The sequence below is a fragment of the Micromonospora sp. 15K316 genome, assembly GCF_004348525.1.
GTDB lineage: Bacteria > Actinomycetota > Actinomycetes > Mycobacteriales > Micromonosporaceae > Micromonospora.
Map to the genome: position 1 here is coordinate 1 of NZ_SMKG01000164.1, position 13,322 is coordinate 13,322.

At 72.4% G+C, this 13,322-nt stretch carries 10 protein-coding genes; 6 read left to right on the forward strand and 4 right to left on the reverse strand.

The window, feature by feature from the left end; all coding sequences use genetic code 11:
• Positions 1 to 140 precede the first annotated feature (140 nt).
• Positions 141 to 986 (reverse strand): hypothetical protein, encoded by an 846-nt coding sequence (locus tag E1211_RS23925; protein ID WP_132351258.1) that lies wholly within the window; start codon positions 984 to 986, stop codon positions 141 to 143.
• A 209-nt stretch (positions 987 to 1,195) separates the two neighbouring features.
• Here E1211_RS23925 and mtrA point away from each other — a divergent pair, with 209 nt between their 5' ends.
• The 5 genes from mtrA (at position 1,196) to hpf (ending at position 7,092) form a co-directional block, all read left to right on the forward strand.
• A complete protein-coding gene (gene mtrA / locus E1211_RS23930; protein ID WP_132351259.1) occupies positions 1,196 to 1,885 on the forward strand; it encodes an MtrAB system response regulator MtrA in 690 nt (229 codons plus the stop codon).
• Between the two features lie 112 nt (positions 1,886 to 1,997).
• Positions 1,998 to 3,665, forward strand: coding sequence for an MtrAB system histidine kinase MtrB (gene mtrB, locus E1211_RS23935; protein ID WP_132351266.1), 1,668 nt, complete (start codon positions 1,998 to 2,000; stop codon positions 3,663 to 3,665).
• Positions 3,662 to 5,494 (forward strand): LpqB family beta-propeller domain-containing protein, encoded by a 1,833-nt coding sequence (locus E1211_RS23940; RefSeq protein ID WP_132351260.1) that lies wholly within the window; start codon positions 3,662 to 3,664, stop codon positions 5,492 to 5,494. Before mtrB ends, E1211_RS23940 begins: the two co-directional genes overlap by 4 nt.
• 46 nt (positions 5,495 to 5,540) lie before the next feature.
• A complete protein-coding gene (locus E1211_RS23945; RefSeq protein ID WP_132351267.1) occupies positions 5,541 to 6,197 on the forward strand; it encodes a ComF family protein in 657 nt (218 codons plus the stop codon).
• 253 nt (positions 6,198 to 6,450) lie between these two features.
• Positions 6,451 to 7,092: a ribosome hibernation-promoting factor, HPF/YfiA family gene (gene hpf / locus E1211_RS23950; protein ID WP_132351261.1), complete on the forward strand. Its 642-nt coding sequence runs from the start codon at positions 6,451 to 6,453 to the stop codon at positions 7,090 to 7,092.
• Between the two features lie 49 nt (positions 7,093 to 7,141).
• On the opposite strand, the gene E1211_RS23955 is transcribed toward hpf, so the two are convergent.
• Positions 7,142 to 8,251: a GNAT family N-acetyltransferase gene (locus tag E1211_RS23955; RefSeq protein ID WP_132351262.1), complete on the reverse strand. Its 1,110-nt coding sequence runs from the start codon at positions 8,249 to 8,251 to the stop codon at positions 7,142 to 7,144.
• Positions 8,248 to 9,402 carry a GNAT family N-acetyltransferase gene (locus E1211_RS23960; RefSeq protein WP_132351263.1) on the reverse strand — a complete coding sequence of 385 codons (1,155 nt, stop codon included), beginning with the start codon at positions 9,400 to 9,402 and terminating at the stop codon, positions 8,248 to 8,250. The genes E1211_RS23955 and E1211_RS23960 overlap by 4 nt, the downstream gene beginning before the upstream one ends.
• 169 nt (positions 9,403 to 9,571) lie before the next feature.
• Here E1211_RS23960 and secA point away from each other — a divergent pair, with 169 nt between their 5' ends.
• Positions 9,572 to 12,493 (forward strand): preprotein translocase subunit SecA, encoded by a 2,922-nt coding sequence (gene secA / locus E1211_RS23965; RefSeq protein ID WP_132351264.1) that lies wholly within the window; start codon positions 9,572 to 9,574, stop codon positions 12,491 to 12,493.
• Between the two features lie 430 nt (positions 12,494 to 12,923).
• On the opposite strand, the gene E1211_RS23970 is transcribed toward secA, so the two are convergent.
• Positions 12,924 to 13,322 (reverse strand): Rv3235 family protein (locus E1211_RS23970; protein ID WP_132351265.1); only part of this gene is annotated, 399 nt, incomplete at its 5' end.

A 13,322-nucleotide genomic window follows, 5' to 3' on the forward strand; every position in this document is an offset into this window, starting at 1 on the left:
GCGGTGGGGGAGCCAGGCGGGGAACGTGTACCAGGCCAGGGCCGTCGCCACCGCGGCGGCGGCGAGCAGGAGCGTGACCAGCGACAGCGGGACGTGGTCACCGAGCGCCGCGGCGGTCTCGGTCCACCACCGGCTGAAGCTCATCGCTCGGCCGCCAGCAGGACGGGCTCCGGTGTTCCCGCCGGGGCGCGGGCGAGCAGCAGGTCCAGTCCCTCGGTGCGTATCCGGGTCTCCAGGTGCAGCACGGCGTCGAGGCAGGCGAGCGCCGGGTAGGCGACTCCGTTCACCGCGGCCCAGACCAGCAGGGCGACGGGGAGGGCCCAGTAGTCGTCGATGAGACCGAGCCGGGGTAGTCCGAGGATGATCCCGCTGGCCAGGCCGACCCGGAGGATCCACCAGCCGAGGTAGCCGAGCAGCCGGATCATGCCGGCGCGCAGCCCGGCCCGGGTGGCCAGCGCGGTGGCGCGGGACAGGACGCGGGGCAGCGGCACCCGGTCGACGACGAGCGCCGGTGCGAGGGCGCCGAGCAGGGCGAAGCCCACGAACCAGAGTGGTCCGCAGAACGCCGCCGCGTACATCAGGACGCCGACGACGAGCATGAACAGGGCGGTGCCGCCCCAGCGGCCGCCGGCCGGCCGGAGCACCTCGCCGGGGAGGGTGGTCCGGCCGAGGAGCGCGGCGGCGCCGGCCCGGGCTGCCGGGTTGCCGAGCAGCATGATGATCATGGCTTCGGTGGCCGCGCCGGCCGCCAGCAGCAGCCAGTACGTGCCGAACGACCCGCCGGACATCCACCAGATCGGCGGTACCGTCCCGGCCGCGAGGCGGAGCGGTTGCAGCACGAGGAACTGCTCGGCGGCGGCGAGAACGAGAGCGATCGGCACCAGTACGCGCGCCTGCGCGCGCAGCAGCAGGACCGCCGAGTCCAGCAGCTCGCCCACGGTGAGCGGGCGGTGCGGGAGCACGGCGATCGGGCCGGCGTCGGGCACGCGTACTCCTGGGGGCGGGGCGACGGTGGCGCGCGGCGGCGCACGCGGGGATCATGGTGTCACGCCCGGCCCGATCCGGTGGACCCGCAGGTCGCCGTCGGCGCGCGGTCGCCCACGGTGGCGGCTGCTGTGGCAAGCTTGCCGCGGCGGTACCGTGCCGGGTGACGCCGGTCCCACCGACATTGAAACGGGGATGGAAGATTAATCCCATGAGAGCCCGGGTTCTGGTGGTCGACGACGACCCCGCGCTTGCCGAGATGCTCGGCATCGTGCTGCGCAGTGAGGGGTTCCTGCCCTCCTTCGTCGCCGATGGGGAGCGGGCGTTGGCCGCGTTCCGCGACAACCGGCCCGACATTGTCCTGCTCGACCTCATGCTGCCCGGAATGAGCGGGATCGACGTGGCGCGCGCGATCCGTACGGAGTCGGGCGTTCCGATCGTCATGCTCACCGCCAAGAGCGACACGGTCGACGTGGTGCTCGGGCTGGAGTCCGGCGCCGACGACTACGTGGTCAAGCCGTTCAAGCCCAAGGAGCTGGTGGCCCGGATGCGGGCCCGGCTGCGGCGCGGTGAGGACGTGGCGCCGGAGCTGCTGACCATCGGGCCGCCCGGCAACCAGATCAGCATCGACGTGCCGGCCCACACGGTCAGCCGCAACGGCGAAGAGGTGAAGCTGACGCCGCTGGAGTTCGATCTGCTGGTCGCCCTCGCCCGCAAGCCGCGGCAGGTCTTCACCCGCGAGGTGCTGCTGGAGCAGGTCTGGGGCTACCGGCACGCCGCCGACACGCGGCTGGTGAACGTGCACGTGCAGCGGCTGCGCGCCAAGATCGAGCCCGATCCGGAGCGGCCGGAAATCATCCTGACCGTGCGTGGTGTGGGCTACAAGGCGGGCACCGGATAGCCTGGGGCGCACTGTGGCCTCCCCCGTGCTCCCGACCCCCGAACCAGCGACGACCCGCCGACGAGGCGCTGGTCGTGAGCTGTGGCGCGCCCTCAGCGGGCGGGTCGTGCGGATGCTGGCCGGGGTGCACCGGACGTGGCGGCGCTCCCTCCAGTTCCGGGTCGTCACCATCACGCTGGTGGCGTCCAGTCTGCTCGTGGGTGGTTTCGCGTACCTGACCGCTGACAAGATCACTGGGATCCTGCTGGAGAACGCCAAGACCGACGTGCGGCTGCGGTTGGAGGGCGGCGCCGAGTACGCGGCCAAACAGGTCTACCTCTACGGCCAGCCGCAGGAGGCCCAGCTCCAGGAGACCATCGAGGGCACGGTCAACTACCTGGCCGGCGGCGACCCGCAGCAGACCAGCGGTGTGGTGGTGGCGATCACCGCGGAGGATCATCCCGGGGTCATCCAGACCCGGACGGCGCCGGCGATCGACGTCGAGCCGCTGATCAGCCCGGAGCTGCGGGCCGCGGTCGCCAACGGCAACGTGGCCAGCCAGATCGGCACCGGCCGGCTCACCGGCGACCAGGACACCAAGTACCTGGCGTACGGCTCGCCGGTGCCGACCAAGTTCGGTCAGATCGAGCTCTACTACCTCGTTCCGCTGACCCGGCAGGACGTCACGGCGGCCGAGGCCCGGGCCACCGTGGTCGCCACCGGGGCCGCCCTCGTGGTGCTGCTCGGGCTGCTCGCGGCCCTGGTCACCCGGCTGGTGGTGAATCCGGTGCGGGTGGCCGCCCGGACCGCCCAGCGGCTCTCCGCGGGCCTGCTCGACCAGCGGATGGTGGTCAACGGCGAGGACGACTTGGCGTTGCTCGCCGCGTCGTTCAACCAGATGGCCACCAATCTGCAACGGCAGATCCTGCGGCTGGAGGAGATGTCCCGGTTGCAGCGGCGGTTCACCTCCGACGTCTCGCACGAACTGCGTACCCCGCTCACCACGGTCCGGATGGCCGCCGACCTGATCTTCGCCGAGCGCGACGAGTTCGACCCGGCGGTGGCCCGCAGCGCCGAGCTGCTCCAGGCCGAGCTGGACCGGTTCGAGGAGCTGCTCACCGACCTGCTGGAGATCAGCCGTTTCGACGCGGGCTTCGCCATGCTCGACGCGGAGCCGACCGACCTGGTGCCGATCGTGCACCGGGTGGTGGAGCGGCTGGCCGGCCTGGCCGAGCGGGTCGGCGTACCGATCGAGGTGGACCTGCCGGAGGACGAGGTGATCGCCGAGGTCGATCCGCGGCGGGTCGAGCGCGTGCTGCGCAACCTCGTCGGCAACGCGGTCGAGCACGGCGAGGGCCGGCCGGTGCTGATCCGGTTGGGCATGGACGACACCGCGGTGGCGATCACCGTACGCGACCACGGGGTGGGGCTGAAGCCGGGCGAGGAGAAGTTGGTCTTCAACCGGTTCTGGCGCGCCGACCCGTCACGGGCCCGGCAGACCGGTGGCACCGGGCTCGGCCTGTCGATCAGCGTGGAGGACGCGCGGCTGCACGGCGGCTGGCTGGAGGCGTGGGGCGCGCCGGGCCAGGGCGCCCAGTTCCGGCTCACGCTGCCGGCGCGGGCCGGGGACCGGCTGACCACCTCACCGCTGCGGCTGGTGCCCGAGGATGCCCGGCTGCCGTTCGGCGGCCCGGGCGACGCCGCGCCGCTGGCGATCGGTCCGGGCTCCGGTGGGGCGTTGGCGATCGGCCCGGCGCCGACCGGAGATCCGGAGAGCACGCGGGCGGAGGTGCGCACGTGAGGGCACGCCTCGTGGCCGGGGCGCTCTGCGGGGCCCTGGCGGTCGTCGGGTTCACCGGCTGTGGCATCCCGGAGCGCTCCGAGGTGCAGGTCGACCGGCGCAAGGAGCCGGCGACCGAGTCGGGCGCGGTAAACGCCGGACGCCAGGAGCCGCCCACCCGGATGATGGCCACGAAGCCGGAGGATTTCGTCGAGAACTTCCTCGCCGCGGCCGCGGGTGATCCGGACCGCGCCTACAACCGGGTCAAGCAGTTCATCGACCCGCAGTACCGCAGCCGGCTCCAGGAGAAGCGGGGCAGCGAGGTCGAACTCACCGTCGTCCGGCTGACCGACGCGCCGCGGATCACGCTCAACGACGACAGTCCCGTCGGCGACGACAGCCTCAAGGTGACCATCACGGTGCAGCAGATCGGCGTCCTGCGGACCGACGGGACGCTCGTGCCGCCGGTCTCCGGCGAGACGCGGTACGAGTTCGGGGTGCGGGGAGCCGCCACCCAGGCCGGTGCGGCGGACGACGTGGCCGGCTTCTACGTGACCGAGCCGCCGAACCTGCTGTTGCTCAGCGACACCGCGCTGGAGCAGTACTACGAGAGCCGGACTATCTACTTCTGGAGTTCGGACCGCACCCATCTGGTGCCCGACCTGCGCTACCTCCCGGTCACGGTGCCCGCCGAGCGGCGGCTCAACGAGGTGGTCAAGTGGTTGGTCGACGGCCCGTCGGACTGGCTGCGCGCCGGCGTGGTGGGGCTGCCCGACCGCACCGAGTTGATCAACAACGCCACCGGCAGCAACGGCCGCTGGGAGGTCAACCTGGACATGCCCGGTGACGACCGTACCCGGGCCGATCAGCTCGTCACCCAGCTCGCCTGGTCGTTGCACGACTTCGACGGCGAGTTGGAGCTGAAGATCCGCAACAACTCGGTGAAGGTGGAGGACCTGGCCGCGCGACGCTCGGCGTGGGATCTGTACCGGCTGCGGGAGGGGCCCCGGCGGTACTGCGTGTTCGAGGAGGCGATCCATCCGCTCACCGTGGACGGGGAGCCCGCCGCCGTGGTGCCGCTGGATCCGGCGGCGAACCGGAACGTGGTCTCCGCCGGGCTCGCCCGCGCCGAGGAGCAGATCCTCGCCGCCCTCGTGGTGACCGCCCCCGGCGGGAAGCAGCGGCTGAGCGTGGGCACCGGGCGCGGACCGGTGACCTCCTTCGCCAAGGGGAAGGAGCACAAGGCGATCGGTCAGCCCGTCTGGCTGCGCTCCAGCGACCCGCGCCGGCCCCTGGGGCTGGTGGTGGCCGACGGCCGGCTCTACCGGTTCGACGGCGAAGCGCAGATGACCCAGATCGTGCTCAACCTGCCCCCGGGTGCGGTCACCGCGGTCGCCGCCTCGCTGGACGGCCAGCGGATCGCGCTGATCGCCGGCGGTGCGCTCTACGTCGCGGCGATCAACCTGGTGGACGGGGGCGGGGTGACCGTCGGGCCGTCGCGTCGGGTGAGCACTTCGTTGACCGGCCTCTCGGCGGTCGACTGGGGTGACGAGAACCGGCTGATCGTGGCGGGCTCGGCGGCGCGTCCGGCGATCTATGACATCAGCGTGGACGGCGTCCTCCAGTCGCCGCTCACGGCGGACACCCGCGCCAAGGTGACCCACCTGTCGGCGTACCCCGTGAACCCGACTGTCCAGGTCCCCTCCGGCGCCCTGATGTACGAGGCGAACGGGGTGGCGTACCGGACCAAACCGGTGGAGCGGATCCAACCCGCCCAGGTGGCCGACGCGACGCCGCCGCCGACCGGCGTACGGCCCGCGAACCCGTCCGCCCCCTTCTTCCTCTTCTGATCCGGTGCGGGGTCTCGGCGGGCTCTGGGCGGACCTCGGTGACCTGGTGCTGCCCGCCGACTGCGCGGGTTGCCGGGAGCGCCGTTCCGGACTGCGGCACGGGGTGTGCCCGGAGTGCGTGTCGACGCTCGGCGCGCTACGCCCCGGGCCGGTCCGGCCCACCCCCGCGCCGACCGGTCTGCCGCCCTGCTTCGCCCTCGGCCCGTACGCCGGCCCACTGCGGGAGGCCCTGCTGGCGTACAAGGAGCACGGCCGGCACGGGCTGGCGCGACCGCTCGGCGCGCTGCTCGCCGAGGTGGTCGCCGTGGCCGTGGAGCCGGTGCGCCCGGTGGCCCTGGTGCCGGTACCGGACACCGCGGCGGCGGCCCGTGCCCGGTACGGCGACCACCTGGACCGGCTCGCCCGGCACTGCGCCGACCGGCTGCGTCGGGCCGGTTGGCCGGTGCGGGTGCTCCGGCCGCTGCGGGCGCTGCCCCGCCCCGATTCGGTGACGTTGGACAGCGCGGGGCGCGCCGCGGCGGCCCAGACCGCGTTCCGGTCCCGGTCGGCCGGGCGGGGCGGGGTCGAGGCGACAGTGGTGGTGCTCGACGACATCGTGACCACCGGGGTCACCCTCGCTGCGGTGAGCCGGGAACTGAGCGCGACCGGGTCGGCACCCGCCGTCGCCGCAGTGCTCGCCGCCACCGAAAAGCGACACCGCTGATAACTCTTCGTGTTTCGGTTTCACCCGATGGTGTACGACCTGCGAGAAATCGTGGCGCTCTTTGCAACCAGGGGTGACTGCTCCGAGAACAGGAGTTAGCGTCAACGTGTCGGGGGTAGGAGGTCATCCCAACCGCCCCCGGCGGTGGAAGGAGGCGTAGCCGTACTGACCGGTCGACGCCGAGCGGGGCCTCATCCCTAGGGGCGAACGACCGGGATAACCGATCGAGATACGTCCGAGCCAGGGAGGTCACGTGGACATCGTGGTCAAGGGCCGAAACGTCGAGGTGCCGGACCATTACCGGGTGCACGTAGCCGAGAAACTCGCCAAGATCGAACGCTACGATCACAAGCTCATTCGGGTCGACGTGGAGTTGTTCCACGAACGCAATCCACGCCAGTCCGACCATTGCCAGCGGGTGGAGATCACCTGCATCTCCCGCGGTCCGGTGATCCGCGCCGAGGCCTGCACGAACGACTTCTACTCCGCGCTCGACGCGGCGATCGCCAAGCTCGACACCCGGCTGCGCCGGGCGGCCGACCGGCGCCGCGTGCACCGGGGTCGGCACGCACCCCTCTCCGTCGCGGCGGCCACCGCCGACCTGCCGGTCACCGACCTGGCGTCGGACCCGCTCGGCGCGTTGAGCGACAACGGCCGGACCGCCACCGCGGTCGCGGAACGGGTCGAGGCCGAGGAGGAGTACGACGACCAGCCCTGGCACATCGCGCGGGAGAAGGTGCACCCGGCCGAGCCGATGACCGTCGACGACGCCCTGTTCCAGATGGAACTGGTCGGCCACGACTTCTACCTGTTCCTGGACAAGGAATCCGGAAGGCCCAGCGTGGTCTACCGCCGCCGTGCCTACGACTACGGCATCATCTCGCTGGCCGTCTGAGCCGTACGCCGATCAGGGGGCCGTCGTCGGCACGGCCTCCTGATCCGGGTCAGCGGAGTTCGCCCGGCGACAGGCCGAAGATCAGGTCGTCGATCCGGGTGCCGGCCAGGCCGGGCAGCCGGCCACGGAGCAGACCCTCCCGGCGGAAGCCGACCTTCTCCAGCACCCGGTGCGACGCGATGTTCTCGGGCACCGTGCCGGCGGCGAGCCGGAGCAGAGCCGCCGGCCCGAAGGCCCAACCGGCGAGCAGCCGCAGCGCGCGGGTGGCGTACCCGCGCCCGCGCCACCGCGGCAGCAGGGCGTAGCCGACGGTGCCCTCCCCGGCCTGCGGGTCGCTCACGGAGAGCCCGCAGCTGCCGACCGGTTCGCCGGTCGCCGCGTCCAGGATCAGCATCCGCGCCAGTTCACCGGTGAGCCACTGGCTCTGCGACAGCCGGCAGCGCCGCTCGATCGCGGCCCGGTCCGGCGGTATCGGCGGCGCCTGGTTCGCCACCACCTCCGGCCGGGTGTGCAGCCGGTACATCACGTCGGCGTCGTCCGGGCCGAGCGGGCGCAACGTCACCACGCCGTCGGTCAGCACACCGTGCGGCAGGTCCGGCAGCTGCCGCGGTGTCGGCCGGGGCGGGTCGTCGGCGAGGCGTACCCAGGCCAGCAGGTCATGCCGGTCGCCGCGCCGGGAGGGGTTGGCGGCGCGGCGTACGCCCTCGAAGCGGAAGCCGGCGCCCAGCGCGACCCGCTGGCTGACCGCGTTCTCGGCGTGGGTGAGCAGCTCCAGCCGCACGGTCCCGGTGGCGAAGGCGCGCTCGGCGAGGGCCCGGGTGGCGGAGCCCGCGACACCCCGGCCCCGCGCGTCCGGCGTCACCCAGTAGCCGATCTCGGCCTGGCCCCGGTAGGGCACCGGGTTGCTGAGGCCGACCGCACCGAGCAGCCGATCCGTGGCGGGGTCGGCGACGGCGTACGCGGCCCCGCCGCCGGCCCAGGCCGCCGGGGCGCCCACGCCGATCCACGAGCGGGCGTCCGCCTCGGTGTACGGGCTGGGCAGGCCCGAGATGTACCGCCCGGTCAGCGGGTCGGCGCAGCCGGCCACCACGCCGGCGACGTCGTCGAGCCGGAACGGGCGCAGCCGCACGCCGTACGCCTCGACCACCTCCGGTGTCATGCCAGGTCTTCCGGGAGCAGGGCGCCGACCCAGACGTCCACCCGCTCGCCCCGGTGGGTCAGGCCGCTGCGGGCGGTGCCCTCGACGGTGAAGCCGGCCTTCTCGGCGGCCCGCCGGGAGGAGGTGTTCCCCACGTTGGCCCGCCACTCGATCCGAGCCAGCCCGAGCGTCGTGAAGCCCCAGGTGCAGAGCGCGGTGAGGGCGGCCGGCACGAACCCCCGGCCCCGGGCGGTTGGCGCGGTCAGGTAGCCGACGTCGGCGAGCAGCGGGTCGGTGGGGGAGAGCCGCAGGTCGATCGCCCCGACGTAGCTGTCGTCCGGGTCGGCGATGGTGTAGCACGCGCTGGTACCGGCGGCCCAGGTGTCCTGGGCGAAGGCGAGGTACGCCTCGGCGTGCGACCGCTCGTACGGGTCCGGCACGGTGGTCCAGCGGATGGTCTCCGGGTCGCGGCAGGTCTGCACGATCGCGTCGAGGTCGCGTTCCTCCCTCGGACGCAGCTGGAGCTCCGTCGCGCCGGCGGTGGCGAAGAGGAGGGGCTGCGGCCGGCCGAAGACGGCGGCCCGGCGGGCCTCCAGGGTGCCGGGGGCGGCGGGGCCGGGCTCGCCCGGCGCGGGCACCTCCCCGGGCAGGAGCGAGCCGATCCAGCCCTCGGAACGGCCGCCGGGGACCGGGTCGGCGAACCGCAGCCGCCCGTCGATCCGGAACCCGGCGCGGAGCGCGACCAGCCGGGACGCGTGGTTGCCGACCTCGGCCTGCCAGATCAGCCGGCGTAGCTTCCGCGCGTCGAACGCCCACCGGGCGACGGCGCGGGCCGCCCGGGCCGTCACGTTCCGGCCGCGTGCCCAGGGAGCCGTCCAGTACCCGATCTCACCGGAGCCGAGACGAGTGTCGATCGCGACGAGCCCGCAGGAGCCGAGCAGTTCCCCGGTGGCGGCGTCGCAGACCGCGAACGGCGCGCCGGTGCCGTCGGCCCAGTCCCGGGGGCTCACCTCGGTGACGAACCCGCGGGCGTGTTCGGGCAGGTACGGGCGGGGTACGGTGGTCCAGCGCTGGATGTCCGGATCCTGGCAGGCGCGGTGGACGGCCTCCGCGTCGTCGGCCCGCCACGGGCGTAGCAGCAGGCCGTCCTCGATGATCTCCACGGGCTCCACCCGAGCATGGTGCCGGATCGTTCGCCCACGGCGTAACCGGATATCCGCGGCATCCCGCGTGCGGCGCACGGTATGTCGGTTTCCGTTCGACCGGGCCGCCGCCACCAGTGACCATCGGCCCGATGTAGCGCCTACGATGGTTCGAGACTGTCTAGGGGAGCGTTGATCCGTGTCGATTCTGGAAAAGGTCCTTAACGCGGGCGAAGGCCGCATGGTGCGCCGCCTCAAGGCCATCGCCGCCGCCGTCAACTCGATCGAGGACGACTACGTCAACCTCACCGACGACGAACTGCGCGGCATGACCGGGCAGTTCCGTGAGCGGCTCGCCGACGGCGAGACCCTCGACGACCTGCTGCCGGAGGCGTTCGCCGTGGCGCGCGAGGCGGCGGCCCGGGTGCTCGGCCAGCGGCCCTACGACGTCCAGGTGATGGGCGGCGCGGCGCTGCACTTCGGCAACATCGCCGAGATGAAGACCGGCGAGGGCAAGACCCTGACCTCGGTCATGGCGGTCTACCTCAACGCGCTCTCCGGCAAGGGCGTGCACGTGGTCACGGTCAACGACTACCTGGCCCAGCGCGACGCCGCCTGGATGGGCCGGGTGCACGACTTCCTCGGGCTCACCGTCGGCGTGGTGCTGCCCAACCGGCCGGCCTCCGAGCATCGGGCCGCCTACGAGTGCGACATCACCTACGGCACCAACAACGAGTTCGGCTTCGACTACCTGCGCGACAACATGGCCTGGTCGAAGGACGAGCTGGTCCAGCGCGGGCACAACTTCGCGGTCGTCGACGAGGTCGACTCGATCCTCATCGACGAGGCCCGGACGCCGCTGATCATCTCCGGTCCGGCCGAGCACTCCGCCCGCTGGTACAGCGAGTTCGCCGGAGTCGTCGCCCGGCTCCAGCCCGGCACGGACGGCGAGGGCGACTACGAGGTCGACTACGCCAAGCGGACGGTCGCGGTCACCGAGCGGGGCGTCGCCAAGGTCGAGGACCGGCTGGGCATCGACAACCTCTACGAGTCGGTGAACACCCCCCTGGTCGGCTACCTGAACAACGCGATCAAGGCCAAGGAGCTCTACAAGCGCGACAAGGACTACATCGTCAACGAGGGCGAGGTCCTGATCGTCGACGAGTTCACCGGGCGCATCCTGCACGGCCGCCGCTACAACGAGGGCATGCACCAGGCGATCGAGGCCAAGGAGGGGGTGGAGATCAAGCAGGAGAACCAGACCCTGGCCACCATCACCCTCCAGAACTACTTCCGCCTCTACGAGAAGCTGTCCGGGATGACCGGTACCGCCCAGACCGAGGCGAGCGAGTTCAACAAGGTCTACAAGGTCGGCGTGGTGACCATCCCGACCCACCGCCCGATGGTCCGGCAGGACCGGCCGGACGTGATCTACAAGACCGAGAAGGCCAAGTTCAACGCCGTGGTGGAGGACATCGCCGAGCGGCACGAGCAGGGCCAGCCGGTGCTGGTCGGCACCGTCTCGGTGGAGAACTCCGAGATCCTCTCCCAGCTGCTGCGCCGCCGGGGCATCCCGCACGAGGTGCTGAACGCCAAGTTCCACGCCCGGGAGGCGGAGATCGTCGCCCAGGCCGGGCGCAAGGGCGCGGTCACCGTGGCCACCAACATGGCCGGCCGGGGTACGGACATCCTGCTCGGCGGCAACGCCGAGTTCCTCGCCGCCAGCGAGCTGCGCCAGCGGGGCCTGGACCCGGTGGAGCAGGAGGAGGAGTACGCCAAGGCGATGGAGGAGGTCCTGCCCACCTGGAAGCAGGCCTGCGACGTCGAGGCGGAGGAGGTCGCCGCGGCCGGCGGTCTCTACGTCCTGGGCACCGAGCGGCACGAGTCCCGCCGGATCGACAACCAGCTGCGAGGTCGTGCCGGCCGGCAGGGTGACCCGGGTGAGTCCCGCTTCTACCTGTCCCTCCAGGACGAGCTGATGCGGCGGTTCCGAGCGGGCGCGGTCGAGGCGGTGATGGACCGTTTCAACATCCCGGAGGACGTGCCCATCGAGTCGAAGATGGTCACCCGCCAGATCAAGACCGCGCAGGCCCAGATCGAGGGCCAGAACGCGGAGATCCGCAAGAACGTCCTGAAGTACGACGAGGTGCTCAACAAGCAGCGCCAGGTGATCTACGGCGAGCGCCTGCGGGTGCTCAACGGTGAGGACCTCTCCGAGCAGGTCCGCAACATGATCGACGACGTGGTCGGCGCGTACGTGCGGGGGGCCACCTCCGAGGGTTACGCGGAGGAGTGGGACCTCGACCAGCTCTGGACCAGCCTCAAGCAGCTCTACCCGGTGGGCGTGAGCGTCGAGGATCTGGAGGAGGAGGCCGGCGGCTCCCGCGCCAGCATGGACGAGGACTTCCTGGTCGCCCGCCTCAAGGAGGACGCGCACGCCGCGTACGACCGGCGTGAGGAGCAGCTCGGCGAGGAAGCCGTACGGCAGCTCGAGCGGATGGTCCTGCTCCAGGTGATCGACCGCAAGTGGCGCGAGCACCTCTACGAGATGGACTACCTCCAGGAGGGCATCAGCCTCCGTGCGTACGCCCAGCGCGACCCGGTCGTGGAGTACCAGCGCGAGGGCTTCGACATGTTCGCCAACATGATGGACGGCATCAAGGAGGAGACGGTCGGTTTCCTCTACAACCTGGAGGTCCAGGTCAACGAGCCGGAGCCGGAGGCGGAAGAGGTCCAGCTGCTGGACAAGCCGGTCGAGCTGCGGGCCAAGGGTCTGAACCGGACCCCGCAGCAGCAGGGCCTGCAGTACTCATCGCCCACCATCGACGGTGAGGCGGGCGCCGGCGGGGTCGCCGTGGAGCAGGCCGAGCAGCAGGCTCCGGCCCTCGGCGTCGGCCGGCCGGCGAAGGCCGCCCCGGCCGCGCCCGGTACGACCGCCCCGACCGCGCCGCAGCGCCCCGCCAGCGGGATGAACGGACCGGCCGTCGCGGCCGGGGCCGCCCGCCGCCCCGCACCCGGCCAGGTCGAAGCCGGCAACGGCCCGTCCCGCAACGCGCCCTGCCCGTGCGGTTCGGGGCGCAAGTACAAGCGGTGCCACGGCGCACCCGGTGGCGGGGCCTGACAGATCCAACGCTTCATCCGGAACGCCTCGGGGCAGTAGCGCCCCGGGGCGTTCCGCCTTTCCGGCCTGGCCCAGCTCGGCCCGACGCGGCCCGGCTCGGTTCGGCCCGGCCGGGTCGATCGGCCTGATTCGAGGCGGCTTGGTCGGAGCTCGGTACCGCGCGCCCACCCCCGGTCGGTTCGGGCGGCTTTGATCCGATGTATCCCGTTATCGGTCGCGATCCCCCTGCCGTTCCGGTGGTGATCCACTCGTCTTCATGGATATCGGGGTATGCGGCGCTCGGGATACCCCGACTTCAGGGATCTCGAGTGGATCACCGCCGGGGAGGGGGAAGGCTGGGCTGGGACAAACACGACGGGTCCGCGCCGCCCCTCGACGGTCTTTCACCTCACCGGGCCGGATCCGCCCCACCCCAACGGAACTGGGCGGGTCACAGGACGTGCAGGGCGGTGCAGAGCCAGCGGCCCCGGCGGTGTTCCAGGCGAAGGGCGAGCGCCCAGCTGCGTCCGGCGGCGCCGGTGAGCACCGCGGCCACCTCGACCGCCCCGGACCGGGGCTCCCCGGCCCGGACGCGTCGCACCCGGACGGTGGGGCGGACGGAGCGGGCCGAGCGGCGGCGGGGCGGCCCGATGCGGCTGGTCGCCCGCGACAACTCGGGCAGCAGGTCATGGGCCCGGGCGGGATCCAGGAGTGGTCGTAGCTGCGCCGGTGGCCGGTAGCCGTTGAGCACCTCCACGCAGGTGCCGACGAACCGGTGCGCCGCCCGGGTCGCCTCCGCGGTGGCGGTGACCAGGGCTTCGGGCGGCAGGGCCGCGGCGGGGCCCCGCCC